We start from the raw sequence: 26,936 nt of genomic DNA on the forward strand, positions 1-26,936 counted from the left end.
GCGGAGCGCGTCCCGCGCCCCGCCGCCGCGACCTCAACTCATGCCCAGCAGGCCCGGCAGCCACAGCGAGATCAACGGCACGTAGGTCACCAGGATCAGGAACAGCAGCAGAATCATCAGCCACGGCAGCGCCGCGCGGATGGTCGCCCCCAGCGGCATGCCAGTGACCGCCGAAGTGACGAACAGGTTGAGGCCGACCGGCGGGTGTACCAGGCCGATCTCCATGTTCACCACCATGACGATGCCCAGGTGGATCGGATCGATGCCCAGCCTCATGGCGATGGGGAAGAAGATCGGCGCCAGGATCAGCACGATCGCCGAGGGCTCCATGAAGCTGCCGGCGACCAGTAGCACCACGTTGACCATCAGCAGGAAGCCGATCGGGGTCAGGCCTTCCTGCACCACCCATTCGGTGATCTGCTGGGGGATCTGCTCGGTGGTCAACACATGGGCGAAGAGCATGGCGTTGGCGATGATGAACATCAGCATGATGCTCAGCCGCCCCGACTCCAGCAGCACCTTGGGACAGTCGCGCAGGCGCATGTCCTTGTACACGAACAGCGCGACGAAGGCCGAATACACCGCCGCCACCGCCGCCGCCTCGGTGGGGGTGAACAGCCCGGAATAGATGCCGCCGAGGATGATCACCAGCAGCAACAGGCCCCAGCCTGCACGGCGTGCGGCGGCCAGCCACTCGCGGAAGCTGGCGCGCGGCTGCGCCGGCAGCTTCTTGACCCGTGCGACGATGTAGATCACCACCATCAGGATCACCCCGAGCAACAACCCCGGAACCACCCCGGCGACGAACAGCTTGCCCACCGAGGTCTCGGTGGCGGCGGCGTAGACCACCATCACGATCGATGGCGGGATGAGGATACCCAGGGTCCCGGCGTTGCAGATGATCCCCGCGCCGAAGGCGCGCGGATAGCCGGAGCGGACCATGCCGGCCACGGCGATCGAGCCGACCGCCGCCACCGTCGCCGGCGACGAACCGGACAGCGCGGCGAACAGCATGCAGGCGAGCACCGCAGCGATCGCCAGGCCGCCGCGGATATGCCCGACGCAGGCATTGGCGAAGTCGATCAGGCGCCGCGCCACGCCACCGGTGGTCATGAACGCGCCGGAGAGCAGGAAGAACGGGATCGCCAGCAGGGTGTAGGCCTCGGAGGTCTCGAACAGCTTGATCGCCAGCGAGCGCACCGAATCCGGGCTGAACAGCAGGATCGTCAGGGCGCCGGACAGCCCCAGGGAGATGGCGATGGGCACGCCGATGAACATGAACAGGAACAGCAGCAGGAACAGGATCAGCACGGTCATGGACGGTTCTCCCCGGCCTCTTCGCCGGCCAGTTTGGAGGCCTCGGCGGCCTCGTCGGCGAGGCCCAGCCCGAGCTGGCGACCGCGCAACAGGTTGACGAGGATTTCCAGGTAGCGCAGCAGCACCAGGCCGAAGCCGACCGGCACCACCACCGCGATGTAGGCCTGGAGGATGCCGAAGTGGTCGAGGTCCTCGGCGCCGATGCCGGCGACCAACAGGGTCTTCACCCAGTCGTAGCTGGCGACCATGAACAGCCCGGCGTAGCCCAGGCAGCAGAGGCAGGCGAGTATCCCGATCAGGCGCTGCAAGGGACGCGGCGCCAGGCGCACCAGGGCATCCACCCCGAGGTGGCCGGCGGTGCGTACGCCGTAGGCGATGCCGAGGAAGATCAGCCAGCCGAACAGCGCCTTGGTCAGCGCGTTGCTCCAGGACATATCCTGGGCTACCCCGAGGATCGCGTCGCCCATCGAGTACAGCGGAGCCCGCAGTGTCGGCAGGCGGTCGCCGAGGTCGTAGAACAGGGTGAAGACGTTGGTCATCACCACATAGAGGAAGGTCACCAGCGTCATCGCCGCCAGCAGGAAGGCGATAGCGCCCTCCTCGAAGCGGTTCCAGACGCGCACGAGTCGATTCATCGCAGCGTTCTCCACAATGCCCCGCCCGGCCGGGCGGGGCCGGACGGGTCAATCGGGACGGTTGGAAGCTTCGGCGGCCTGGAGCAGATCGGCACCGACATTGCCGCGGAATTTCTGCCATACCGGCTGCATCGCCTGGCGCCAGTCGGCGCGCTGCCGCGGGCTCAGGGTATGGATCTCGCTGGCGCCACTGGCGAGGATGCGCTGGCGGGCGTCGCGGTTGAGGCGCTCGGCCTCGAGGTTCACCTGCACGGTGACCTCGTCCATGATCCGCTGCAGTTCTTCGCGGATGTCCGCCGGAAGGCCATTCCAGAACTTCGCGTTGGTGATCACCATGTAGTCCACCAGGCCGTGGTTGGACTCGGTGAAATACTTCTGTACCTCGTTGACCTTCTGGCTCTCGTAGTTCGACCAGGTGTTCTCGGTGCCATTCACCACGCCGGTCTGCAAGCCCTGGTAGACCTCGGCGAAGGACATCTTCCGGGAGATCGCGCGGAGCTGGCGGAACTGCTCGTTGAGCACGTCGGACGCCTGCACGCGGAATTTCAGCCCGCGCGCGTCTTCCGGCTCCAGCAACGGGCGATTGGCGGAGAGCTGCTTCATCCCGTTGTGCCAGTAGGCCAGGCCGAGGATGCCCTTGCCCTGCATGCTGGTCAGCAAGGCGCGCCCCTGCGGGCTGCGCTGGAAGCGGTCGACCGCCTGGATGTCGTCGAAGAGGAACGGCAGGTCGAAGATCTGCACCTTGCGCGTGTACTGCTCGAACTTGGCCAGGGACGGCGCCAGCATCTGCACGTCGCCCAGCAGCAGCGCCTCCATTTCCTTGCCGTCGCCGAACAGCGACGAGTTGGGATAGACGTCTACCTCGACCCGGCCGCCCAGGCGCTGTTCGACGAGTTTCTTGAACAGCAGCGCGCCCTGGCCTTTGGGCGTGTTTTCCGCGACCACGTGGGAGAACTTGATGACGATCGGCTGCGCGGCATTCGCCAGGCAGGAGCCACCGATCGCCAGGGCGCACAACAGCGCCCGTACCATCGTCTTGAACATTTCGTGACCTCAGATTGTTGTTGTGCTTTCGAGGTATCGACGAGCCTGACGCAGCCGGCGCGTTCGGAGAATTCGCCATTGCTCAAGCCCGCGTTCGCGTCTGTCGAACGCGTTCAGCCGCCCTCCCCGGCCCGCTCCAGCAGGCGTCGCGCGCGTCCCAGCACCGGCGCGTCGACCATCTCGCCGTCGACCACGAAGACGCCGGCACCGGAGGCGCCGGCCTCTGCCACCCGACGCGCCCACTCCAGTTCCGCGGGACTCGGCATCAATGTCTGGTGGATCGGCTCGACCTGGCTCGGATGGATGCACAGCAACCCGCCGAAGCCCATGTCGCGAGCGAAGCGCACTGCCTCGACCAGTCCGGCACGGTTCTGGATCGCCGGATAGACGCCGTCCAGCGGCGGCGCCAGGCCTGCCAGGCGCGATTGCAGGAGCAGTGCGTAACGGGCGTGACCGAGAATCTGTTCGGCTGCGTTGCTGCCGCTGTTGAGATCGAGGTCCAGGGCCAGGTCGAGGCTGCCGAAGGACAGCCGCTCGACCCCCGCGGCGGCGGCGATCTCGCCTAGCGCGGCAAGGCCGCGGGCACTCTCGACGATGGGCCAGACCGGCTTGCCGCTGGCCACGGCGGCGTGGCGCACCTGGGCGGCGCTCTCCACTTTCGGCAGGAGCAGGCCGATCACTCCGGCGTGGTCGCGGCACAGCGCCAGGTCGTCGGCATGCCCGGGATGCTCCGCCGCGTTGATCCGCACCAGCACCCGGGCTTCCGGCGTATCGACGAGGAAACGCCGGAGATTGGCCCGCGCCTCGACCTTCAGCCCCTCTTCCACCGCATCCTCGAGGTCGACGATGACCCGGTCGGCGCCGCTGGCAAGGGCCTTGGGGATCCGCTCCGGGCGGGTCGCCGGGACGAACAGCGCGCTGCGCACGATCTGTCGGTTCATGTCCGTCTCCTCATACCGTTCCGGTCGCGCGCAGGCGCTGGATATCGGCCGCGGTACAGCCCAGTTCGGCAAGCAGTGCGTCGCTGTCGCCGCCCAGCGCCGGCACCGCATCCATGCGCGGAACGAAGGCGCTGCTGCTGGCCGGCGGCAACAACGCCGGCAGGCGCCCGGCCGGGCTGTCGATGGAGGTCCAGCGTTGCCGCGCCTGTAACTGCGGGTGCGCCCAGACCCCGGCCATGTCGTTGACGTGGGCGTTGGCGATCTGCGCCTGTTCCAGGCGCGCCACCACCTCGGCGGCCGGCAAGGCGGCGAAGGCTTCGACGATCAGCGCACGCAGCTCTTCGCGGTTGGCCGAGCGCTTGAAGTTCGCCGAGAAGCGTTCGTCGTCGGCCAGCTCCGGGCGGCGCAGGACCTTGTCGCAGAAGGCCCGCCACTCGCGCTCGTTCTGCAGGCCGAGCATCACTGTGCCGCCGTCGCCGGCGGGGAATGGCCCATAGGGGTAGATGGTCGAGTGCGAAGCGCCGGCGCGCGGCGGCGGCGGCGCGTCCTGGTAGGCGTAGTACATCGGGTAGCCCATCCACTCCACCAGGCTCTCCAGCATCGACACGTCGATGCGGCTGCCCTCGCCGGTGCGCTCGCGCAGCAGCAGGGCCGAAAGGATGCTGCTGTAGGCGTACATGCCGGCGGCGATATCGGCGATCGAACAGCCGGCCTTGGCCATCTCGTTCGGCCCGGCGCCGCCGGTCACCGAAAGGAAGCCGCCCTCGCTCTGGATCAGCAGGTCGTAGGCCTTCTTCTTCTCGTAGGGACCGCCTTCGCCGTAGCCGGAGATATCGCAGACGATCAGTCGCGGGAAGCGCTCGCGCAACGCCTCGTAGGACAGGCCCAGGCGCGCGGCGGCGCCCGGCGCGAGGTTCTGCACCAGCACGTCGGCGCCGGCCAGCAGCTTCTCCAGCAACGGCAGCGCCTCGGCCTGCTTGAGATCGAGGCTGAGGCTCTGCTTGGAACGATTGGTCCAGACGAAGTGCGACGACAGGCCGTTGACCCGCTCGTCGTAACCGCGGGCGAAATCGCCGACGCCGGGGCGTTCGATCTTGATCACCCGCGCGCCGAGATCGGCCAGTTGGCGGGTGCAGAACGGCGCGGCGATGGCGTGCTCCAGGCTGACCACGGTGATGCCGTCGAGCGGGCGCGGTCGGTGGGATTGTGTCATGGGTCGGACTCCCTGCCCTCGTCCGTCGAAGACGAGGTGCGGCTGGTTCGGTTGATCAGATCAGCGGCGCTACGGAAGGCGCCTGGCGCAGGCCCCAGGCGCGCTGGATGAGGATTTCCGCCTCGGCGTCGGTGGCCGCGCCGGAGAACGCCAGCAGGCGGCGGAACTTATCGGCCAGTTCGTCGCGGCTGAGGGTATTGCCGGGATCGCCCTTGGGTTCGTCGATGGCGGCGGTATGGCGCCGCCCCTGGCGATCGAGCACTTCGACCCGCCCGAGCCAGCGCTGCGGATAGGCGGCGTCGACCTCCGGGTCCAGGCGCATCTCGACCCGCTCGCGGAACGCTGCGACCCGCGGGTCGCTCAGCGCATGCCGATGGAACTCGCCGAGGCCGGCCTTGCCGTACACGGCGATCAGGCCCAGCACGGTGCCCATGGAGAACTTCGCCTGGTGCACGGTCTGCGGCTCGACCACCCGGCCGAGCACGTCGATGGCGCCCTGGTGGACCCGCGCGGTGACCGCGGCGATCTGCGAGTGATCGAGCCCTTCGCGCTGCATCAGCGCCAGCAGCGCGTCGGCCGCGGGATGGGTATGGCGGCACGAGGCGTGGAACTTGAACGAGGTTTCCAGCAACGCCCAGCGGCTGCCGAGGCGATCCACCAGGCGCTCGGGGTCGGCGTCGCTGGACATCCCGGCGGCCATCCCCTGCTCGCCTTCGAGGATGTGTCGCGCGCCGCTCAGGCCGTCGGCGGTGAGATAGGCGGCGAGCAGCCCGTCGGCGGCGGCCTTGGCGGTATGCAACTGCTTGGAATCGGCGGCGTCGCGGAGGAACTCCCAGAGCCCGGCGGCCTGGGTTCCGGCGCTGCCGAGCAGGTCGACGAAGCGCTCGCGGTCGAAGTCCATCAGCTTGCCCACCGCCACTGCCGCGGCGAGGGTGCCGACCGTGGCAGTGGTATGGAACACCCGGTAGTGGGAACGGCCGAGGAATTCGCCGATGCGGATGCCGGCCTCGTAGCCGGCCACCGCCGCGAGGATCAGCTCGGCGCCGCTGCGGCCGAGGTCCTGGGCCGCGGCCAGGGCAGCAGGGAAGACCACCGCCGCGGGGTGCAGCACCGAGCTGTTGTGCAGGTCGTCCTGCTCCACCACGTGGGAAGCCGCGCCGTTCACCAGGGCGGCGAAATACGGCGAGCTGCGCCGCCGGCTGGGCAGGATCTGCGCGCTACCGTCGGCCGGGCCCATGCGTTCGGCGTAGCGCTCGAACAATGGGATCGGATGCTGGCCCTTGCCGGCCAGCGCCGAGCCGAGCCAGTCGAGGAACAATTCTTCCATCCGCGCCAACACCGCCGGCGGCAGGTCCTGGTAGCGCAGGCCGGCGAGAAAGCCGGCGAGTTGCTGGGTGTAGTCGGTCATGACCAACGCTCTCTTGTAGTTGTCCCGAGGCACGCGGCCTACAGCGGGTTGCTCAGTTCGATCAGGTTCAGGTCGGGGTCGCGCAGGTACAGCGAGAGGATCGGCCCGCCGGCGCCGGTGCGCTGCACCGGGCCCTCGAGGATTTCCACGGCCTGCTGGCGCAGTTGCTCGGCCACCGCCTCGAGTGGCGTGGCGACGATGAAACAGAGGTCGGCGGACCCTGGCGTAGGTCGCTCGGCCTTGGGTTCGAATTCGCCCCCGGCCTGGTGCAGGTTGATCTTCTGCGCACCGAAGGCGAGGGCCTTGCGACCCGCGCCGAAGGTAACGGCGCGCATGCCCAGCACGCGTGTGTAGAAATCGATGCTGGCGTCGATGTCGCGGACGGTGAGCACCAGGTGGTCGAGACGGTCGATCTGCATGGGCGGCTCCCGCTTCAGAACGAGCGCGGCAGTTCGAGCAGGTGCTCGGCCACGTAGGACAGGATCAGGTTGGTGGAGATCGGCGCCACCTGGTACAGGCGGGTCTCGCGGAACTTGCGCTCGACGTCGTACTCGCAGGCGAAGCCGAAGCCGCCGTGGGTCTGCAGGCAGGCGTTGGCCGCCTCCCAGGAAGCTTTCGCCGCCAGGTACTTGGCCATGTTCGCGCTGGCCCCGGCGTTGAGCCCGGCGTCGTACTCCTGGCAGGCGCGCCAGCGCATCAGGTCGGCGGCCTCCACTTCGATGTGCGCCTCGGCGATGGGGAACTGCACGCCCTGGTTCTGCCCTATCGGCCGGCCGAAGACCACGCGGTCGCGGGCATAGTGGCTGGCCTTGTCGATGAACCAGCGGCCGTCGCCGATGCATTCGGCGGCGATCAGGGTGCGCTCGGCATTGAGGCCGTCGAGGATGTAGCGGAAGCCCTTGCCTTCCTCGCCGATCAGGCTATCGGCGGGGATCTCCAGGTTGTCGAAGAACAGCTCGTTGGTCTCGTGGTTGACCATGTTGGCGATCGGCTGCACGGTCAGGCCCTTGCCGATGGCCTCGCGCAGGTCGACGAGGAAGATCGACATGCCTTCGGACTTGCGCTTCACCTCGGCCAGCGGCGTGGTGCGCGCCAGCAGGATCATCAGGTCGGAGTGCTGGATCCGCGAGATCCACACCTTCTGCCCGTTGATCACATAGCGGTCGCCCTTGCGCACGGCGGTGGTCTTGATCTTGGTGGTATCGGTGCCGGTGGTCGGCTCGGTCACCCCCATCGACTGCAGGCGCAGCTCGCCGCTGGCCAGCTTCGGCAGGTAGAAGCGCTTCTGCGCCTCGCTGCCGTTACGCAGCAACGTGAACATGTTGTACATCTGCCCGTGCACGGTGCCGGAGTTGCCGCCGCAGCGGTTGACTTCCTCCAGGATCACCGAGGCCTCGGCCAGGCCCAGACCGGAACCGCCGTACTCCTCCGGGATCATCGCCGAGAGCCAGCCGGCGTCGGTCAGGGCCTTGACGAAGGCCTCGGGAAAACCGCGCTGCTCATCGATGCGGCGCCAGTAGGCGGCGTCGAATTCGGCGCAGAGGGCACGTACGCCCTCGCGGATCGCGTTCAGCTCTTCGCTGTTCGGATTCATCGGTGACTCCTCGATTCTTGTCGTTGGATGGGCGCTGGGGCCCTTTCAGTCGAATTCCACGTCGCCGCGCTGGGCCAGGCCGGCGCCATTGCCGACCCATACCTCGGCCTTGCCGGCAGCGAGCAGGCGGCCGCCGACCTCGAACGGCTCGGGACAGATCAGCGGGCGCAGGCCGCGATAGGCGAAGCGACGCAGGCGCGCCTGCGGATTGGCCCGGCAGAACGCGCGCAGGGCCAGGGTGGCGATCAGCGGACCGTGCACCACCAGGCCCGGATAGCCTTCGGCATCGGTGACATAGGGCCAGTCGTAGTGAATGCGGTGGCCGTTGAAAGTCACCGCCGAGTAGCGGAACAGCAACACCGGATCGGGCTCCAGCGCCTCGCGCCAGTCGCCCTCGGGCAAGGCCTCGGTACCGCCGAGCTTGGGCGGGGTCGGTTCGCGGTAGACGATGTCGTGCTCTTCGCTCAGCGCCAGTTGGCCGTCCTGGCGGTAGTCGTGGCGCAGGGTGACGAACAGCAGCGCGCCGCTGCGACCGTGCTTCTCCTCGACCCGGAGGATGGTCGAGGTGCGGCTGGCCTCGCCGCCGACCCGCAGCGGCTGGTGGAACTCCAGGCGCCCGCCGGCCCACATGCGGTTGCGATCGTCCGCCGGCGGCAGGAAACCGCCGCGCGCCGGGTGGCCGTCGACGCCGAGGCCGGCGGCCTCCACCGGGTCCTGGAAGAACGCCCAGTGCCAGAGCGGCGGCAGCGCTTCGCCGTGGGCCGGGGTCGGCTCGCCGAAGGTGGCGGCGATGCGCTTGACCAGGTTGCGGCTCAATTGATCGTGGGTTTCTTCCTGGCGACCGATCCAGGGGGCGAAAGCGGACTCACTCATGCGTGGCTTCCCATGACCTAGGGGGTGATGGGAGGAGAATGATAGGATGCTAGCGTTTTGAGAATTTGCAATTACGCAATGGCGCGTTCGGATTTGCCGAACGCCATGGAGTGCCCATGCATTTCGATCTCGCCGACCTGCGCCTGTTCATCCATATCGCCGAGTCGCCCAGCCTGACCCAGGGCGCGCGCCGCGCCTTCCTTTCCCCGGCCGCCGCCAGCGCGCGGGTCAAGGCGCTCGAAGGCCAGCTTGGCAGCCGCCTGCTGTATCGCGACAGCCGCGGCGTCGAACTGACCCCGGCGGGCCAGCGCCTGCTACAGCACGCGCGGCTGATCATGCGCCAGGTGGAATACCTGAAGAGCGAGTTCACCGAGTACGGCAGCGACGCCGCCGGGCATATCCGCATCTTCGCCAATACCACCGCGGTCACCGAATTCCTTCCGGAAATCCTCGCCGGCTTCCTCGCCGCTCGTCCCGGGGTCACCGTCGACCTGCAGGAACGCCTCAGCCGCGACATTGTCCGCGGCGTGCTGGACGGCTCCACCGACCTCGGCATCATCGCCGGGCCGGTGGCGGCCACCGGCCTGCAGGTCCTGCATTTCAGCACCGACCGCCTGGTGATGGCGGTGCCCCAGGGCCATCCGCTGGCCGGACAGGCCAGGGTACGCCTGCGCGACACCCTGCAGTTCCAGCATATCGGCCTGCCCGAGGGCACCACCCTGCACGCCTTCCTGTACGAACGGGTGGAGCAGATGGGCGAGCAGCTATCGCTGCGCATCCAGGTCTCCAGCTTCGAGGCGATCTGCCGGATGATCGAGGGCGGCGTCGGCATCGGCGTGATCCCGCAGTCCGCCGCGCGCCGCCACAGCCGGACGATGAAGCTGGCGACCATCGAACTCGACGAGCCCTGGGCGATCCGCGAGCGCAGCCTGCTGGTACGCGACCTGGAAGCACTGCCGAGTTGCCTGCGGGCGTTGATCGAGGAGTTGCAGAGGGTGGGAGACAGCCTGTAGGGCGGATAACGCCCCTGGCGTTATCCGCGGGGCTCCGGAGAATCGGCGGACAACCGCCAGGCGGTTATCCGCCCTACGACTCCCGACAAGCCGGGGTGCGATCGTCGCGAAGGGCGCCGCCCACCACTCCCGCTCAGTTCGCCAACCCACCGCTCTCCGCCAGGCTGCGCTCGTCCGCGGCGAGCATCGCCGGCATGTGCTCGCGGAGGAACTCGACCCAGGTGCGGATCTTCGCATCCAGGTACTGCCGCGAGGGGTAGAGGGCGTAGACGTTGAGATGGAACAGGCTATAGCGCGGCAACACCCGCACCAGGCTGCCGTCCTTCAGGCCGTTGACCGCCGCGTACACCGGCAGCGCGCCGATACCCATGCCGGAGACCACCGCCTCGGTCATGGCGTCGGCGGTGTTGACCTGGAAATGCGTCTGGTTGATGCAGGCCAGTTCCTGGCCGTCGGGCCCGTCGAACAGCCAGCGGTCCAGCGACATCACCGAGTTCACCAGGCGCAGGCAACGGTGCGCGGACAGCTCCGCCGGCAGCTTGGGGAAGCCATGCGCGGCAATGTAGCCCGGCGAGGCGCATAGGATGCTGTAGGTCTGGCCGATGCACTTGGAGACGAAACCGGAGTCCGGCAGCTCGGGGGCGATCACCACGGAAATGTCGTAGCCCTCGTCGAGAATGTCGGTGATCCGGTTGGCCAGGGTCAGGTCGAAGCCAACCTCCGGGTAGGTCTCGCAATATTGCGAGATGGCCTTGATCAGGTAGTGCTGGCCGATGCCGGTCATCGCGTGGACCTTCAGCGTGCCCGACGGCCGCGCATGGGCGTCGCCCGCCTCGGCCTCGGCCTCCTCGATGTAGGCGAGTATCTGCTGGGCGCGCATCAGGTAGCGCTGCCCGGCTTCGGTCAGCGCGATGCGCCGGGTGGTGCGATGCAGCAGGCGGGTCTGCAGGTGGGCCTCCAGCTTGGCCACCGCACGGGAGACATAGGCGGTCGTCAGGTCCAGGCGCTGGGCGGCGGCAGTGAAACTGCCGGTCTCCGCGACGCTGACGAACGCGCGCATATTGAACAGGATATCCATCACGGCCCTCTAGGCTCTGACGCTTATGGCGCGTCTCTTTTCCACGCAACCCGGAGGACACCCCAAGGCGGCGCAGATTCTGTCACGAGTCAACCCACCTATTATTGCCTTTTGTGACAAAAATTTTTCACCTATCCGAGCTCTTATCCGCAAGCGCGGGCGCTCCTAGAATTCCCAGCCGTTTCGGCCTCCCCTCGCCGTCGTTCAGGATTCGCAGCAGTGCCCCGCGCCACCCGGAAAGGTCTCCCCCTGGTTCCACCGGCTCCCCTCGCGTTCTTTCCCAGCCCCGACGAATTGCGCCGCGCCCTGCTCGAATGGGCGCGTAGCGACGGCGTCGCCTGGGTCTTCGTGTTCAAGGCCCTGCTCACCGCCAGCCTCGCCCTGTGGCTGGCCTATCGCCTGGAGCTGCCGCAGCCGAGCACGGTGCTGGTGACGGTCTTCATCGTCATGCAGACGCAGAGCGGGCAGGTCCTAGCCAAGAGCTTCTACCGCATCGTCGGAACCCTGATCGGCCTCAGCGTGATGGTCACTCTGATCGCCCTGTTCGCCCAGGAGCGCGTGCTGTTCCTCGCCTGCCTGGCGCTCTGGGTCGGCCTGTGCACCGCCGGCGCCGCGCGCTACCGCGATTTCCGCGGCTACGCCTGCGTACTCGCCGGCTACACCGCGACCATGATCGGGATTCCAGCCACCGCGCACCCGGAAGGCGCCTTCATGGCGGCGCTGTGGCGGGTCCTGGAAATATCCCTGGGCATCCTCTGCACCGGTACCGTCAGCGCCATCTTCCTGCCGCAGACCAGCGGCGCCGCCCTGCGCAACACACTCTACGGGCGCTTCCGCGACTTCGCCGGTTTCGCCGCCGAAGGCCTGCAGGGCAGCCTCGACGGCGAGCGCTTCGGCGAGCTCAGCGCGCGCTTCGTCGCCCAGTCCGTGGGCCTGGAAAACCTGCGCAGCGCCACTACTTTCGAAGATCCGCACATGCGCCTGCGCAGCGGCCGGCTGATTCGCCTGAACAACGAATTCATGGTCATGACCAGTCGCTTCCACGGCCTCCACCGCCTGCTCGAACGCCTGCGCGGGCGCGGGGCGCAGAATGTCCTGGAGGTCCTGGCGCCCTGCCTGGCGGAGCTTGCCGGGCTGCTCGCGCCGATTCGCGAACGGACGCCCACCGACGCCGACGCCGCGCGCCTGGCCGAACGCATCGAGGCCTACAAGCCGGAACTGATGCAGAACATCCGCCAGGCCCGCCAGCGCCTGGTGGAGCAGCGCCCCGGCGAGAACGACCTGCTGGATTTCAACACCGCTGCCGAACTGGCCTTCCGTTTCACCGACGACCTGCACAACTACGCCCTGACCCACGCTTCCCTGGCCGAACACCACCATGCCCGCGAGCAATGGAAGGAAAGCTTCGTCGCCCGCGCCAACCCGGTCGCCGCGCTGGTCGCCGGAGCGCGCAGCGCGCTGATGATCGGCCTGCTCGGCACGTTCTGGATCCAGACCTCCTGGCCCCACGGCGGCACCTTCGCCCTCACCGCGGTACTGATCTCGGCGCTCTCCTCGACCTCGCCGAATCCCGGCCGGTTGTCGCTGCAACTCACCCTCGGGACCCTCGCCGGGGCCTGCATCGGGCTGTTCGTGCTGCTCTACCTGCTACCCCACGTGGACGGTTTCCCGATGCTGCTCTGCTGCCTGCTGCCGGTCTTCGCGGTCGGCGCCCTGCTGCTCTGGCGGCCGCAGTGGAACGGCTACGGCGTCGGCCTACTGGTGTGGTTCTGCTTCGCCTCGCTGCCGGCCAACATGGCGCGCTACGACGCCCTGGCCTTCTTCAACGAATACCTGGCACTACTCTTGTCGATGGTCCTCGCCACGGTCGCCGCCATGGTGATCCTGCCGCCGAACCGGCCGTGGATGTGGAAGCGCCTGGAGCACGACCTGCGCGAGCGGGTGGTGTTCGCCATCAGCGGCAAGAGCAAGGGCCTGGTCTCCGGTTTCGAAAGCGGCACCCGCGACCTGCTGAACCAGGCCTACACCTTCTCCGCCGGCCGCCCGGACGTGCAACGCCGGTTGCTGGGCTGGATGTTCCTGGTGCTGGAGGTCGGCCAGGCGATCATTGAGCTGCGCCTCGAACAGCAACGCCTGCCCCAGGAGCCCTGCTACGCCGAACGCACCGCCTGGCGCCGGGCGATCCGCCTGATGGGCCGGGCGCTGATCCGGCTGTTCCTGCAACCCGGGCCGAGCAACCGCCAGCGCGCCCTGCACGCGGTGAACCAGGCGATCATGGCGGTACGGGCGGCGCCGGAGCCGCGCGCACCGCAGTTCGATACCTCGCCGCTGCGACGGGTGCTCAGCTACCTGCACTTCATTCGCAGCGCCCTGCTCGACCCGCAATCGCCCCTGGGCCAGGAAAGAAACCCGTGAGCCGGTCGCAAAGCCGCGGCGCAGAAGGCCACAGGGATATTGTTACCGATCCGTACAAGGTTCTTGTCTTGACTGAGTCTATATGTCGCAGCCTATCCCAACTTACAATAAACCCAACAGCCGAAGTTAACTCCCGTTGAACTTCGACTCCGCAACTTGATTGCAGACTTACTTACCCAGCCTTGTTTATCGAGTTGCCCCGGTGACCTGTCCGCCTGTCTTCCGACGGCAGATCGTACCCACTCAGAAACTACTCAGGTAAATAGTAATGAAGGCTTTCGCCCTGATGGCCCTGTTCGCCTGCTCGCCGCTGGTGATGGCGGCTGGCGCCCAGGATCAACCTGCCAGCCAGCAGGAAAACGCTGTTGAAGAATATGCCTATGGCATGCAACTGGATGTGGCTCGCGTTATATCTTCAACCGACACTTCCAATGCCTGCGGCATCGTTCCCGCACGCATGACCTACGAAGATTCGAACGGCCAGAAACATACCGTCGAATATCAGGTCTGGGGCAACGGCTGCACTGGCGGCTAAACTCTGCTCGACCTCCGAAGGATCGCGCCACGAGGGGCAGCTCGCCCATCCGGCGCGATCATTGTGTACTCGGCGGCGACAATCCCGCCCCTCGGCGAACATCCTGGCCGTCTTCCCCACGCCTCATCGTGCTGCCGCCCTTTCACAAGGGCCGACGCCTCCACCGTTTCTTTCCCAGCCTGCAACAAACCGGCAAGCATGCCGCTCAGCCCTCGCCTTGCCCCACGCCATGCTGGCGCAGCTTGTTCGCCGCCGTGGTATGCGAAACGCCGAGGCGCTTGCCCAACTGGCGGCTGCTCGGATGTTCGCGGAACAGGCGCTCCAGCACCGCCTTCTCGAAGCGCCCGACGATGGCGTCGAGGTCTCCTTCCAGGGAAAAATCCCCCAGCGGCTGCGGCGCGCCGTAGTCCGGCAGGCGGATGTGCTCGGCCTTGACCGTTCCCCCTTCGCACAGCGAAACCGCCTGGAACAGCACGTTTTCCAATTGCCGCACGTTGCCCGGCCAGTGGTAGCGTTCGAGACGTTCCAGCGCCTGCGCGGAAAGCTTCGGCAGGCCGCAGCCGATCTGCCGGCTGGCCTGGTCGAGGAAATGCTCGGCGAGCGGCGCCAGGCCATCCAGGCACTCGCGCAGCGGCGGGATGTGCAGCGAGAGCACATTGAGACGGTGATAGAGGTCCTGGCGGAATTCGCCCTTGGCGCAGAGTTCGGACAGGTCTACCTGGGTGGCGCAGATCACCCGCACGTCCAGGTACACCTCCTCGTCGCTGCCGACCCGGCGGAAACAGCCGTCCTGCAGGAAGCGCAACAGCTTGGCCTGCAGGCGCGGGCTCATCTCGCCGACGCCGTCGAGGAACAGCGTGCCGCCGGCGGTAAGCTCCAGCAGGCCGAGCTTGCCCTCCGGGCGGGCGCCCTCGAAGGCTCCCGGACCATAGCCGAACAGCTCGGTCTCGGCCATGGATTCCGGCAGGCCGGCGCAGTTCAACGCCATGAACGGCGACTGCCCGCGCGGGCTGGCCAGGTGGCAGGCGCGCGCCAGCAGCTCCTTGCCGGTGCCGGTCTCGCCCTCGATCAGCAGCGGCGCGTCCAGCGGCGCCATGCGCCGCGCCTCGCGGACCACCGCGGCCATTACCCGCGAACTCTGGAAGATACTGTCGAAGCCACGCAGCTCCTGCTTGCGCACATGGTAGATGCGCTCGCCGACGCGATCCGCGCGATGCAGGGTCAGCACCGCTCCAGCCAGCGCCTCGCTCTCGTCGTGCTCGGATTGCAGCGGCGCGATGTCGGCGAGGAACACGTCGCCCTTCACCTTCACCCGCAGCCCGTTGATCCGCGCCTTGTTGGCGCGCACCAGTTCGGGCAGGTCGAGGTCCTCCACATAGCGCGACAGCGGAATCCCCGGCACCTCGTCGACGCGCACGCCGAGCAACTGCGCGGCGGCACGGTTGGCGGCGACGATCTGCCCGCCCATGTCCACCGAGAGCACCGGGAAGTCCAGGGCGGCGAGCAGCGCGTTGAGTTCCAGGTGCCGGCGCTCGCTGGGCATCAGGCCGACGCGCTTGACCCCGAAGACCCCCGGCACCGCCTCCAGCTTGGGCCGCAACGACTGCAACTGGAGGTTGATCATGTTCGGACAGAGCAGGTAGATGGCGTTGCCCTGGTCGCCGCCGACTTCGCCGCGATTGACGTTGATGCCGTAGTCGACCAGCAGGTTGAGGATGTCGCGGAGGATGCCTACACGGTTCTGGCAGTGCACTTTGATACGCATGGCGTGGCCCGGTGTTGTCGTTCTGATGGGCTCGCGGCCGGTTTTTTAACTCCCGGCCGGAAATTTCCGTCAAGAATATGTGACAGTTAGACTCACCAGCAACAATGCCTGACCCAATGAACAGGCGACCCAGGCCAATTCGTAAGGAAAACTTTACGAAAACGCCGATTCCTCCCCGTTGCCCGGTCCCTATCCGGGGCTGCACGGACCGTCCCGACGCGGTATCGATAAGGCAACGACAACAACAAAGACCCCGCGGCCACAAGCCGCTCATGGAGTCCGTATGAAAACGACGCAGTACGTGGCCCGCCAGCCCGACGACAACGGTTTCATCCACTATCCGGAAACCGAGCACCAGGTCTGGAATACCCTGATCACCCGGCAACTGAAGGTGATCGAAGGCCGCGCCTGTCAGGAATACCTCGACGGCATCGAACAGCTCGGCCTGCCCCACGACCGGATCCCCCAGCTCGACGAGATCAACAGGGTTCTCCAGGCCACCACCGGCTGGCGCGTGGCGCGGGTTCCGGCGCTGATTCCGTTCCAGACCTTCTTCGAACTGCTGGCCAGCCAGCAATTCCCCGTCGCCACCTTCATCCGCACCCCGGAAGAACTGGACTACCTGCAGGAGCCGGACATCTTCCACGAGATCTTCGGCCACTGCCCACTGCTGACCAACCCCTGGTTCGCCGAGTTCACCCATACCTACGGCAAGCTCGGCCTCAAGGCGAGCAAGGAGGAACGCGTGTTCCTCGCCCGCCTGTACTGGATGACCATCGAGTTCGGCCTGGTCGAGACCGACCAGGGCAAGCGCATCTACGGCGGCGGCATCCTCTCCTCGCCGAAGGAGACCGTCTACAGCCTCTCCGACGAGCCGCTGCACCAGGCCTTCAATCCGCTGGAGGCGATGCGCACGCCCTACCGCATCGACATCCTGCAACCGCTCTATTTCGTCCTGCCCGACCTCAAGCGCCTGTTCCAACTGGCCCAGGAAGACATCATGGCGCTGGTCCACGAGGCCATGCGCCTGGGCCTGCACGCGCCGCTGTTCCCGCCCAAGCAGGCGGCCTGACGAGAAACGCCGCCGCCGCGGCTGACCCCGCGGCGGCCTTGTACTATGGTGGACGGGCACGGCCCGTCCGCCGCTCCCACATGCGACAACCAAGGACTCCCACCATGACCGCACTCACCCAAGCCCATTGCGAAGCCTGCCGCGCAGACGCCCCGCACGTCAGCGACGAAGAACTGCCCGTGCTGCTGCGGCAGATCCCGGATTGGAACATCGAAGTCCGCGACGGCATCATGCAACTGGAGAAGGTCTACCTGTTCAAGAACTTCAAGCATGCCCTGGCCTTCACCAATGCCGTCGGCGAGATATCCGAGGCCGAAGGCCACCATCCGGGCCTGCTGACCGAGTGGGGCAAAGTCACCGTGACCTGGTGGAGCCACTCGATCAAGGGCCTGCACCGCAACGACTTCATCATGGCGGCGCGCACCGACGAGGTAGCGAAAACCGCCGAGGGGCGCAAATGAGTCATTTCGCCAAGGTCGCCCGCGTACCGGGCGACCCGATCCTGGGCCTGCTCGACGCCTACCGCAACGATCCGCGCGCGGACAAGCTGGACCTCGGCGTCGGTGTCTACAAGGATGCCCAGGGCCTGACCCCGATCCTGCGCTCGGTGAAACTCGCCGAGCAGCGCCTGGTCGAGCAGGAAACCACCAAGAGCTACGTCGGCGGCCACGGCGATGCGCTGTTCGCCGCGCGCCTGGCGGAACTGGCGCTCGGCGCCGCCTCGCCGCTGTTGCTGGAGCAACGCGCCGACGCCACCCAGACGCCCGGCGGCACCGGCGCCTTGCGCCTGGCCGGCGACTTCATCGCCCATTGCCTGCCCGGCCGCGGCATCTGGCTGAGCGACCCGACCTGGCCGATCCACGAGACCCTGTTCGCCGCCGCCGGCCTGAAGGTTTCCCACTACCCCTACGTCAGCGCCGACAACCGCCTGGATGTCGAGGCGATGCTTGCTGGCCTGGAGCGCATTCCCCAGGGAGACGTGGTGCTGCTGCATGCCTGCTGCCACAACCCGACCGGTTTCGACCTGAGCCACGACGACTGGCGCAGGGTGCTCGACGTGGTGCGTCGCCGCGAGCTGCTGCCGCTGATCGACTTCGCCTACCAGGGCTTCGGCGACGGTCTCGAGGAAGACGCCTGGGCGGTACGCCTGTTCGCCGGCGAACTGCCGGAGGTGCTGATCACCAGTTCCTGCTCGAAGAACTTCGGCCTGTACCGCGACCGCGTCGGTGCGCTGATCGTCTGCGCGCAGAACGCCGAGAAGCTCACCGACCTGCGTAGCCAACTGGCCTTCCTCGCCCGAAACCTCTGGTCGACCCCGCCGGCGCATGGCGCCGAGGTGGTCGCGGCGATCCTCGGCGACAGCGAGTTGAAGGGACTCTGGCAGGAAGAGGTCGAAGGCATGCGCTCGCGCATCGCCAGCCTGCGCATCGGCCTGGTCGAAGCCCTGGCGCCGCACGGCCTGGCCGAGCGCTTCGCCCATGTCGGCGCGCAACGCGGGATGTTTTCCTATACCGGACTGAGCCCGCAGCAGGTCGCTCGGCTGCGCGACGAGCACGCCGTTTACCTGGTCTCCAGCGGCCGGGCCAACGTCGCCGGTCTCGACGCGCGCCGCCTCGACCGCCTGGCGCAAGCCATCGCCCAGGTCTGCGCGGACTGAACCCTCACGGTTACCCTGAGCCGGCTGTGATGGCCGGCTTTTTTTCGCCCCAGCGAATGCCGCGCACTCCCGCCGAGGCGGCGGATAACCGCGTTGCGGTTATTCGCCCTACCGCACCACGACCTTGTGGGCGTAGGGCGAATAACGCCACAGGCGTTATCCGCCGAACCTCTCTGAACCGGGCCAACCATAAGTCAGCACTTTCAAAGCCCTACGTGCTTTTCCTACAAAAGAGCATAAAATGCTCAATTATGGGCACCAGTTCACACTGCGCCCCACGGCCCCCACTTTCTCGTCTTAGTGAGCAACGCACGTGAGAAACCGTCTCCTGTCACTGGTCACCCTGTTCCTGTCCCTCAGCGTTGCCACCGCGGTATCCGCCTCCCCGCCGCCCAAGGCCGGGCTGCCGCTGCAACAGGAGCTGGCGTCGGGCAGCGCGCTGGTTACCGACCAGAACACCGGCAAGGTGCTCTACTCGCGCAACCCCGACCTGGTGGTGCCGATCGCCTCGATCACCAAGCTGATGACCGCCATGGTCGTGCTCGACTCGAAACTGCCGCTGGACGAGGTACTGCCGATCGCCATCAGCGAGACCAGCGAAATGCGCGGGGTGTTTTCCCGGGTGCGGGTCGGCAGCCAGATCAGCCGCCGGGACATGCTCCTGCTCGCCCTGATGTCCTCGGAGAACCGCGCCGCCGCCAGCCTCGCGCAGAACTATCCGGGCGGCAAGAACGCCTTCGTCAAGGCGATGAACGCCAAGGCTCACGCCCTGGGAATGAAGAACACCCGCTACGTCGAGCCGACCGGGCTGTCGCTGCACAACGTCTCCACCGCTCGCGACCTCACCCGCCTGCTGGTGGCCAGCCGGCAATATCCGCTGCTCAGTCAGTGGAGCACCACTCCGGAGAAGACCGTGGCCTTCCGCCACCCCAACTACACCCTGGGCTTCCGCAACACCAACCACCTGATCAACAACAAGACCTGGAACATCCAGTTGACCAAGACCGGCTTCACCAACGAAGCAGGCCACTGCCTGGTGATGCGTACCACGATCAACCGCAATCCGGTCAATCTGGTGGTGCTGGACGCCTTCGGCAAGTACACCCACTTCGCCGACGCCACGCGCCTGCGACGCTGGCTGGAAACCGGCCAGGTCACTGCGATCCCGGCCGCGGCCAAGGCCTATCGCCTGCAACGCGACCGCGAGCGCGGCCTCGGCCAGCCGGTGGCCCAGGCCGTACGCTGATCCGTCGCGAAGACCGGCCGGCTCAGAAATCCACCTTGCCGCGCCCGGCCTTCACCGCGCCGCGCTTGGCCTTGCCGTCCAGCCGGCGCTTCTGCGAGCCGCGCGTAGGCTTGGTCGGGCGGCGCGCCTTCTGCACCTTGGCCACGCTGCGGATCAACTCCGCCAGGCGCTCCAGGGCATCCTCGCGGTTCTGCTCCTGGGTCCGGTACTGCTGGGCCTTGATCACCACCACGCCGTCGCCGCTGATGCGCTGGTCGTTCAGTGCCAGCAGACGCTCCTTGTAGAACGGCGGCAACGACGAGGCCTGGATGTCGAAGCGCAGGTGCACCGCGCTGGAGACCTTGTTGACGTTCTGCCCGCCGGCGCCCTGGGCGCGAATGGCATTCAGCTCGATCTCATGGTCGGGCAGGTGGACGGCATTGGAGATGATCAGCATGGGGCGGCACGGTGGACCAACGGGCTGCCAGCATAACCCCTTTGCCGAGCGGAGAAGCAGGCCAAAAGAAACCCGGCCGCGGCCGGGTTCCTTCATTTCGGCTAAGGCGCCAGGTCGAACTCAACGCTCCTTGCAGGCGACCCCGTCGGTGGGCTCGCCGCCCTTCCAGTCGCCGTAGAGGGTGGCTTCCTCGCCCTTGGTCCACCAGATGTACTGGCCGGCGGCGTACTTGGCGCCGGAGGCGGAAATCACATTGCTGAAGACCAGCGTCGAGTTGTCGCTGACCGGCACCACGGCGAGGCTGTTGTCGCCCTTGTTCAGGTACTGCACGGTGAACTTGCGACCGTTCTCGCACTTGTAGTCGACGCTGCGGGTATCCAGCTTGGCATCCCCCGGCAGGGCCAGGTAATCGACCTGGGCGGTCTGCTTGTCGTCGTCGCTGCCGCCGCAGGCGACCAGGACCACGGGAACGGCAGCCAGAAGCAGCCAGAGCGCTTTTTTCATGGAAATCCCTCTAACGAGAAAAAATGGCGCTGCCACTGTAGGAATTCGGCACCTGCCGCGTCAACGACAGGCGCCCCTAGAAAAAGTCTTGTGGGCCGCCGGGACACGCAAAGGAGCGCTCCTCTCTCCTCTGCGCGCCGGCGCCCCATCGATCACTCGGTGACCGGCTTCACCGCAGGCCCGGCGTCGGCCGCGGGGCTCCCTTGAGTCGGTAGCAGGCCCACATCACCAGCAGCCAGACCGGGATGGCATAGACCGAGACCTGGATGCCGGGGATCAGCAACATGACGCCGAGGATGAACACCACGAAGGCCATGCACAGGTAGTTGCCGTACGGATACCAGAACGCGCGGAAGTGCGTGCGGGTGCCCTGGCGGTCCATCTGCGCGCGGAACTTCAGGTGCGCCATGCTGATCATCGCCCAGTTGATCACCAGCGCCGCCACCACCAGCGACATCAGCAGCTCCAGCGCCTGGTGCGGGATCACATAGTTCACCACCACCGCGAGGAAGGTCACCAGCGCCGATACCACCAGGGCGCGTACCGGTACGCCGCGCTTGTCGACCCTGGCCAGCGCGCGCGGGGCATCGCCCTGCTCGGCCAGGCCGAGAAGCATGCGGCCGTTGCAATAGGTGCCGCTGTTGTACACCGACAGTGCGGCGGTGAGCACCACGAAGTTCAGCAGGTGCGCGGCGGTGCCGCTGCCGATCATCGAGAAGATCTGCACGAACGGGCTGCCGCTGTAGGCATCGCCGGAAGCGTTGAGGGTCTGCAGCAGGCTGTCCCAGGGCGTCAGCGAGAGCAGCACGATCAGGGCGCCGATGTAGAAGATCAGGATGCGATAGATCACCTGGTTGATCGCCTTCGGGATCACCGTCCTCGGCTTGTCCGCCTCGGCCGCGGTGAAGCCGAGCATTTCCAGGCCACCGAAGGAGAACATGATGATCGCCATGGCCATCACCAGTCCGCTCGCTCCGTTGGGGAAGAAACCGCCGTGTGCCCAGAGGTTGCTCACCGAAGCCTGCGGACCGCCGCTGCCGCTGAACAGCAGGTAGCAGCCGAGCAGGATCATGCCGATGATCGCCACCACCTTGATGATCGCGAACCAGAACTCGGCTTCGCCGAAGGCCTTGACGTTGGCCAGGTTGATCGCGTTGACGACGACGAAGAACAACGCCGCCGTGGCCCAGGTCGGCACCTCCGGCCACCAGTAGTGGATGTACTTGCCGACCGCGGTCAGTTCCGACATCCCGACCAGGATGTACAGCACCCAGCAGTTCCAGCCGGAGAGGAAGCCGGCGAAGCCGCCCCAGTACTTGTGCGCGAAGTGGCTGAAGGAGCCGGCGACCGGCTCCTCGACGATCATCTCGCCGAGCTGGCGCATGATCATGAAAGCGATGAAGCCGGCGATGGCGTAGCCGAGGATCATCGACGGGCCCGCCGACTTGAGCACCCCGGCCGAGCCGAGGAACAGGCCGGTGCCGATGGCGCCGCCGAGGGCGATCAACTGGATGTGACGATTCTTCAGGCCGCGCTTGAGCTCGCCCGAATGCGGATGTTGGCCGTCCATTGAATTATCTCACGCAAGTGGAAATTTATTGTTGTCGGAGGCGAAACGGGGCCGTGCGGCTCAGGCGGCAGGCGCACGGCGGGCGCCATGCGGGGCGCGTGGCGGCGGGCGGTCGGCTGGGCGGAGGGAGGACTCACGGATCATGCGTCACCTGTTTGTTGTTGTACGTGACGTGAATGGGCCGCCAGGCTCGTGGCTCGGCGGTGCGGGCAAGGCTGGCGCGATCGGCGCCGCTGGAACGGAAACGCGGAGCGCAAGGAAAACCGCCAGCCCCGGAAGAGGCTGGCGGCAGCGGGATCAGATCACGCCGCGGCGAATCTGGTCTTCCTCGATGGACTCGAACAGGGCCTTGAAATTGCCCTCGCCGAAGCCCTGGTTGCCCTTGCGCTGGATGATCTCGAAGAAGATCGGGCCGATCACCGTGTCGGTGAAGATCTGCAGCAGGATGCCGTCGTCGCCCGGGGCGCCGTCGATCAGCAGGTTCAGTTCGCGCAGTTGCTCGAGCGGCTCGCCATGCCCGGCGACGCGGGTGTCGACCTTCTCGTAGTAGGTGTCCGGGGTCGACATGAACTTCACGCCGTTGTCGCGCAGCTTGCGCACGGTGGCATAGATGTCGTCGGTGGTCAGGGCGATGTGCTGGATGCCTTCGCCATGGTATTCGCGGATGAATTCCTCGATCTGCGAGGTATCGTCGGCCGACTCGTTGATCGGGATGCGGATCTTCCCGCAAGGTGCGGTCATGGCGCGGGAGAACAGGCCGGTGAGCTTGCCTTCGATGTCGAAGTAGCGAATCTCGCGGAAGTTGGCGATGCGCTCGTAGAAACCGGACCAGACGTCCATCTGGCCGCGCTTGACGTTGTGGGTCAGGTGGTCGATGTAGGTCAGGCCGACGGAGTTGTCGTTGGCGCTGCGGCCTTCGATGAACTCGAAGTCGACGTCATAGATGCTGCGGTCGCCGTAGCGGTCGACAAGATACAGCAGCGAACCGCCGATGCCTTCCAGGGAAGGGATGTTCAGCTCGCCGAAGTTGGCGTGGCTGCCCACCAGCTTGGCGCCCTGGGATTCGGCGTAGGCGGCGGCCTGGGAAGCGTTCTTCACCCGGAAGGCCATGGCGCAGGCGCTCGGGCCGTGCTTGAGGGCGAATTCATGGACATGCCCGGTCGGGCTGCCGTTGAGCACGATGTTGATATCGTTCTGCTGGAACAGGAAGACTTCCTTGGAACGATGCTTGGCGGTTTCGGTGAAGCCCATCATGTTGAACAGCTGGCGCAGCTGCTCGATGCCCTTGGCGTCGGGGGCGGTGAACTCGACGAATTCGAATCCGTCGGTACCGATGGGATTGTGCTGTTCGATCTTGGCCACGGCGTTCATCCGGCCTCCTCGTTGTTCTTGTTGAATGGACCGCCGCCGGTCCAGGCGGCCGACGACATGGGAGATGCCTTCATCTCACCCCGTGGCGGCGCGGCGGACAAGCCGTCGGCAGGGCCCGGCACAGGGCCTGGCGCAGGGTTTCTGGCAACTATTCCTTACGCGCCGGCGGCATGCATGGCGAACGCCCGGTCTTCGTAAAATTATCTTTACAGGGCGGTGCGAAAAGCTGCCAGCAGCGCTGTCACGGCTGCGCTGAAAGCCGGCGCTGCATGATCGGCGTCAAGCGGTTAACCTGCGTCTTTCCTCCGCGACGGCATTCCCATGGCACGACCCGCACCACCCGACCTGAGCGACAGCCGCCGGCCCCTGCGCGGCGTCGCCCGCAGCTATCCTGCCGGGCACCGCGTCGATGCCCACGAGCACGCCTGGGGCCAGGTGCTCTATGCGGTGTCCGGGATGATGTGGCTGGAGACGCCCGACGAGGCCCTGCCGGTCCCGCCGCAACGGGCGGTCTGGTTGCCTCCGGGCCTGCGCCATGCGGTGCGGGTCGCCTCCGAGTTGCAGATGCGCAACATCTACCTGAGCCCGGAACTCTCCCGCGGCCTGGAGGACCGCACCCTGGTGCTGGTGGTCGGCCCGCTGCTGCGCGAGCTGATCGTCAGCCTGGTGGAGCAGGAACGACAGAGCGACCCCCACTACTATCGGGCGCTGGCCGATCTCGCCGTGCTCGAACTCGGCCGCGCGCGCCGTTCCAGCCTACGCGTACCGCTGCCGGACGCCTCCGACAGGCGCCTGCTCGCGCTGTGCCAGGCGGTGATGGCCAATCCCTCCCTGGACATCGGCCTGGAGCGCCTGGCCGAAGACGCCGGGGCCAGCGTGCGGACCCTCTCGCGCCTGTTCCAGCGCAGCCTGGGCATGGGCTTCGCCGACTGGCGGCGGCAGGTGCAGCTGGCGACCGCCGCCGCCGCACTGATCGATGGCCGTCCGGTGGCAGGCATCGCCCATGCCCTGGGATATACGCCGAGCGCCTTCAGCGACATGTTCCGCCGCGAGCTGGGCGTCTCTCCCACCGAGTACAGGGCCGAGCATCACCAGCCGTTCCAGCCTTGACCGGTATTCGATAGCGATTGGCCGATAGATGTTTTTTCGGCCAACTAGACTGGCACCATCGTTCACCGTCCCTGTCAGCCGCCATGAACTACCTGATCTCCCTCGGCATCGGCCTGCTGGTCGGCGCGCTCTACGCCGTCCTCGACTTCCGCTCGCCGGCGCCCCCACCATCGCCTTGGTCGGCCTGCTTGGCATGCAGCTCGGCGAACAGCTTTTCCCCCTTGGCCGCGACCTGCTGCAGCAGTGGCTGCACTGATCGCCGCGACGACACGGAGCCCCCGATGAAAGCACTGCAATTCGACCGTACCGGCGACCTCGCCGCCCTCGAGCTGGTGGACATGCCCGACCCGCTTCCCGCCGCCGATGAGGTGCGGGTGGAAATCCGCGCTGCCGGGCTGAATCCGAGCGACGTGAAGAACGTCCTCGGCCGCTTCCCCTATACCACCCTGCCCCGGGTACCGGGCCGCGACTTCGCCGGGGTGGTGGTGGAGGGACCGAAGGCTCTGCTCGGCCAGGCGGTCTGGGGCACCGGGCGGGAGCCGGGATTCTTCCGCGACGGTAGCCACGCGCAGTTCCTGACCCTGCCGGCCGCCGGCGTCGCGCTCAAGCCGGAAAGCCTGAGCTTCGCCCAGGCCGCCAGTTGCGGGGTGCCCTACAGCACCGCCTGGGATGCCCTGCAACGCAGCCAGGTCAAGGCCGGCACCCGGCTCCTGGTAATCGGCGCCAACGGCGCGGTCGGCAAGGCCGCGCTGGCGCTGGCCAAGGCCCTGGGGGCCGAAGCGATCGGCGCGGTGCGGCGCGAGGAGCAACGCCAGGCGCTGGAAACGCAGGGCATCGCCGCGCTGCTGCTGGGCGAGCCGGCCGAACTGGCGGCACAGGTGGAAGGGATCTTCCCCGGCGGGGCCGAGGTGATCTTCGATACGACCGGTTTCTGGCTCGAGGCGGCGGTCCCGGCGCTGGCCGCCTTCGGTCGCCTGGCGATCATCGCCGCACCGGCCGACGGCCATGTGCGCCTGCCGGCGTTGAACCTGTACCGTCGCGGTGGCTCGGTGGTGGGGATCAACTCGCTGCTCTATGGCGTGGAAGCCTGCGCAGGCTTCCTCGACGCCTTCGGCAAGCTGTTCGACCAGGGCCGCCTGCCGCTGCCGGACGGGCTGCGGGAAGTCCCGCTGGAGCAGGGCGTTGAGCAGTACCGGGCGGTGAACGAAGGCACCTGCGAGAAGATCATCCTGGTGCCCTGAGGAGCGGGCGGAATCCCGGCGGAACACGCCGGGATTCCGCTGCGCGCAAGACTACTCCGCGCCGACCGCGAGCTTGCGGGCGCTGCGCGCCTCCTCCAGCTGCATGCAGCGCTCGAGGAACAGGTACATATAGTCGTAGCTCTTGCAGATCGCGTCGCGCAGTTGCCGGCGCAGCTCGGCGCAGGGATTGGTGCCGGCCAGGGTGCAGATGATCTCCAGCGCCTCCCAGGGGTGGGCATCGTCGTACTGGGCGTGGAGCTTGAGCCACTTCATGGCGCGCTTGCGGCCTTCCTTGGGGAAGGCGTTTTCGTAGACGCCGTTCGAACAGACCAGCGCCGACCACTCGCCGGTGACGCCTTCGATGGCGTAGTTGGTGGCGGCCATGGCCACCGCCAGTGAGTCGCTGGCGCAGGTGTGCCAGCACCAGTGGCTGAGCGCGTGCAGTTCGGCCGGCACGTCTTGCGCCTGGATCTCGGCCAGGCTCACGCCGTGGGCCTCGGCCCAGTGCAGCCAGTAGTCGGCGTGGTTGAGTTCGACCCGAATGTTGCGCATCAGCCAGCGGCGCGCCATGTCTTCGCCGGGATGGCGGGCGAAACGGGTCTTCAGCAGGTTCTGCGACATGTACAAGGGGAACTGCTCGACCACCGGCCAGCCGCCGATCAGGTACAGGCGCATCAGCGCCGGGCTCAGCTCGGCGTCGCGCATGCGCCGGTACAGCTCGTGACCGGAAACCCGGTCCTTGCTCGCCTGGCAGTCGACGATCAGTTGCTGCGCCCACTGCGGATAGCTTCCCGCCTCCTGCAAGGGGCCCGTACGGTCAAAGAACTCGCTCACACCCGTCTCCCTTCTCTTCTTGTCGGCAACGGCCTCATAGCAGCGAAACTACTCTTTCTTCGCC

24 protein-coding genes and 2 pseudogenes are annotated in these 26,936 nt (G+C 66.9%); 10 read left to right on the forward strand and 16 right to left on the reverse strand.

Annotation, left to right across the window (positions count from 1 at the left end; translation table 11 throughout):
• Positions 1-33: 33 nt before the first annotated feature.
• The 9 genes from dctM to AT700_RS20945 all read right to left on the reverse strand — a co-directional run bounded on the left by dctM (position 34) and on the right by AT700_RS20945 (position 9,025).
• Positions 34-1,317, reverse strand: a complete 1,284-nt coding sequence (gene dctM / locus AT700_RS20905; protein WP_003163171.1) for a C4-dicarboxylate TRAP transporter large permease protein DctM — start codon at positions 1,315-1,317, stop codon at positions 34-36.
• Positions 1,314-1,952 carry a TRAP transporter small permease gene (locus AT700_RS20910; RefSeq protein ID WP_003158131.1) on the reverse strand — a complete coding sequence of 213 codons (639 nt, stop codon included), beginning with the start codon at positions 1,950-1,952 and terminating at the stop codon, positions 1,314-1,316. Before AT700_RS20910 ends, dctM begins: the two co-directional genes overlap by 4 nt.
• A gap of 48 nt (positions 1,953-2,000) precedes the next feature.
• Positions 2,001-2,996, reverse strand: coding sequence for a TRAP transporter substrate-binding protein (locus tag AT700_RS20915; protein ID WP_003117123.1), 996 nt, complete (start codon positions 2,994-2,996; stop codon positions 2,001-2,003).
• A gap of 113 nt (positions 2,997-3,109) precedes the next feature.
• Positions 3,110-3,937, reverse strand: a complete 828-nt coding sequence (locus tag AT700_RS20920; RefSeq protein ID WP_003123245.1) for an HpcH/HpaI aldolase/citrate lyase family protein — start codon at positions 3,935-3,937, stop codon at positions 3,110-3,112.
• Between the two features lie 10 nt (positions 3,938-3,947).
• A complete protein-coding gene (locus AT700_RS20925; RefSeq protein WP_003123246.1) occupies positions 3,948-5,150 on the reverse strand; it encodes a CaiB/BaiF CoA transferase family protein in 1,203 nt (400 codons plus the stop codon).
• 55 nt (positions 5,151-5,205) lie between these two features.
• Positions 5,206-6,558, reverse strand: a complete 1,353-nt coding sequence (locus tag AT700_RS20930) for an MmgE/PrpD family protein (RefSeq protein WP_003120744.1) — start codon at positions 6,556-6,558, stop codon at positions 5,206-5,208.
• Between the two features lie 38 nt (positions 6,559-6,596).
• Complete coding sequence (locus AT700_RS20935) at positions 6,597-6,977, reverse strand: VOC family protein (protein WP_003085915.1); 381 nt, start codon at positions 6,975-6,977, stop codon at positions 6,597-6,599.
• Positions 6,978-6,991: 14 nt separating this feature from the next.
• The gene (locus AT700_RS20940) at positions 6,992-8,152 is read right to left on the reverse strand and encodes an acyl-CoA dehydrogenase family protein (protein ID WP_003085913.1); all 1,161 of its coding nucleotides are present in this window, start codon (positions 8,150-8,152) and stop codon (positions 6,992-6,994) included.
• A gap of 45 nt (positions 8,153-8,197) precedes the next feature.
• On the reverse strand, positions 8,198-9,025 hold the full coding sequence (locus AT700_RS20945; RefSeq protein ID WP_003085910.1) for an FAS1-like dehydratase domain-containing protein: 828 nt from the start codon (positions 9,023-9,025) through the stop codon (positions 8,198-8,200).
• A gap of 116 nt (positions 9,026-9,141) precedes the next feature.
• Here AT700_RS20945 and AT700_RS20950 point away from each other — a divergent pair, with 116 nt between their 5' ends.
• Positions 9,142-10,038 (forward strand): LysR substrate-binding domain-containing protein, encoded by an 897-nt coding sequence (locus AT700_RS20950; RefSeq protein WP_003145630.1) that lies wholly within the window; start codon positions 9,142-9,144, stop codon positions 10,036-10,038.
• A gap of 133 nt (positions 10,039-10,171) precedes the next feature.
• Here AT700_RS20950 and AT700_RS20955 read toward each other — a convergent pair whose 3' ends face one another.
• Positions 10,172-11,116, reverse strand: coding sequence for a LysR family transcriptional regulator (locus AT700_RS20955; protein WP_003085907.1), 945 nt, complete (start codon positions 11,114-11,116; stop codon positions 10,172-10,174).
• A gap of 219 nt (positions 11,117-11,335) precedes the next feature.
• On the opposite strand from AT700_RS20955, the gene AT700_RS20960 reads away from it, so the two are divergent.
• Together AT700_RS20960 and AT700_RS20965 are read left to right on the forward strand one after the other, a co-directional pair.
• Positions 11,336-13,531, forward strand: a complete 2,196-nt coding sequence (locus tag AT700_RS20960) for an FUSC family protein (RefSeq protein ID WP_003123248.1) — start codon at positions 11,336-11,338, stop codon at positions 13,529-13,531.
• Between the two features lie 268 nt (positions 13,532-13,799).
• Complete coding sequence (locus AT700_RS20965) at positions 13,800-14,066, forward strand: DUF2790 domain-containing protein (protein WP_003085904.1); 267 nt, start codon at positions 13,800-13,802, stop codon at positions 14,064-14,066.
• A 205-nt stretch (positions 14,067-14,271) separates the two neighbouring features.
• Here the strand turns inward: AT700_RS20965 and AT700_RS20970 are convergent, their stop codons facing one another.
• Positions 14,272-15,831, reverse strand: a complete 1,560-nt coding sequence (locus AT700_RS20970; protein ID WP_003105980.1) for a sigma-54-dependent phenylalanine hydroxylase transcriptional regulator PhhR — start codon at positions 15,829-15,831, stop codon at positions 14,272-14,274.
• A 283-nt stretch (positions 15,832-16,114) separates the two neighbouring features.
• Between AT700_RS20970 and phhA the strand changes: the two genes are divergently transcribed.
• From phhA to pbpG, 4 genes are all read left to right on the forward strand, one after another.
• Complete coding sequence (gene phhA, locus AT700_RS20975) at positions 16,115-16,903, forward strand: phenylalanine 4-monooxygenase (RefSeq protein WP_003105977.1); 789 nt, start codon at positions 16,115-16,117, stop codon at positions 16,901-16,903.
• Between the two features lie 104 nt (positions 16,904-17,007).
• Positions 17,008-17,364, forward strand: coding sequence for a 4a-hydroxytetrahydrobiopterin dehydratase (locus AT700_RS20980; RefSeq protein WP_003085898.1), 357 nt, complete (start codon positions 17,008-17,010; stop codon positions 17,362-17,364).
• Complete coding sequence (locus tag AT700_RS20985; protein WP_003105975.1) at positions 17,361-18,560, forward strand: amino acid aminotransferase; 1,200 nt, start codon at positions 17,361-17,363, stop codon at positions 18,558-18,560. The genes AT700_RS20980 and AT700_RS20985 overlap by 4 nt, the downstream gene beginning before the upstream one ends.
• 313 nt (positions 18,561-18,873) lie before the next feature.
• A complete protein-coding gene (gene pbpG / locus AT700_RS20990; RefSeq protein WP_003105974.1) occupies positions 18,874-19,806 on the forward strand; it encodes a D-alanyl-D-alanine endopeptidase in 933 nt (310 codons plus the stop codon).
• Between the two features lie 22 nt (positions 19,807-19,828).
• On the opposite strand, the gene arfB is transcribed toward pbpG, so the two are convergent.
• The 4 genes and pseudogenes from arfB to hppD form a co-directional block, all read right to left on the reverse strand.
• Positions 19,829-20,242 carry an alternative ribosome rescue aminoacyl-tRNA hydrolase ArfB gene (gene arfB, locus AT700_RS20995; protein ID WP_003105972.1) on the reverse strand — a complete coding sequence of 138 codons (414 nt, stop codon included), beginning with the start codon at positions 20,240-20,242 and terminating at the stop codon, positions 19,829-19,831.
• Positions 20,243-20,362: 120 nt separating this feature from the next.
• Positions 20,363-20,746, reverse strand: a complete 384-nt coding sequence (locus AT700_RS21000; protein WP_003085889.1) for a lysozyme inhibitor — start codon at positions 20,744-20,746, stop codon at positions 20,363-20,365.
• 152 nt (positions 20,747-20,898) lie between these two features.
• A pseudogene (locus AT700_RS21005) lies at positions 20,899-22,316 on the reverse strand (amino acid permease).
• Positions 22,317-22,613: 297 nt separating this feature from the next.
• A complete protein-coding gene (gene hppD / locus AT700_RS21010; RefSeq protein ID WP_003106569.1) occupies positions 22,614-23,687 on the reverse strand; it encodes a 4-hydroxyphenylpyruvate dioxygenase in 1,074 nt (357 codons plus the stop codon).
• 321 nt (positions 23,688-24,008) lie between these two features.
• On the opposite strand from hppD, the gene AT700_RS21015 reads away from it, so the two are divergent.
• The 3 genes and pseudogenes from AT700_RS21015 to AT700_RS21025 all read left to right on the forward strand — a co-directional run bounded on the left by AT700_RS21015 (position 24,009) and on the right by AT700_RS21025 (position 26,038).
• A complete protein-coding gene (locus AT700_RS21015) occupies positions 24,009-24,797 on the forward strand; it encodes an AraC family transcriptional regulator (RefSeq protein WP_003114237.1) in 789 nt (262 codons plus the stop codon).
• An 83-nt stretch (positions 24,798-24,880) separates the two neighbouring features.
• Positions 24,881-25,053: pseudogene (locus AT700_RS21020) on the forward strand (DUF1427 family protein).
• 25 nt (positions 25,054-25,078) lie between these two features.
• Entirely contained in the window at positions 25,079-26,038 is a 960-nt protein-coding gene (locus AT700_RS21025) for a quinone oxidoreductase family protein (RefSeq protein WP_003106575.1), read from the forward strand.
• Positions 26,039-26,089: 51 nt separating this feature from the next.
• Here the strand turns inward: AT700_RS21025 and AT700_RS21030 are convergent, their stop codons facing one another.
• On the reverse strand, positions 26,090-26,872 hold the full coding sequence (locus AT700_RS21030; protein ID WP_048521400.1) for a TenA family transcriptional regulator: 783 nt from the start codon (positions 26,870-26,872) through the stop codon (positions 26,090-26,092).
• Positions 26,873-26,936: the final 64 nt, after the last annotated feature.

Source organism: Pseudomonas aeruginosa (assembly GCF_001457615.1).
Taxonomy (GTDB): Bacteria; Pseudomonadota; Gammaproteobacteria; order Pseudomonadales; family Pseudomonadaceae; genus Pseudomonas; species Pseudomonas aeruginosa.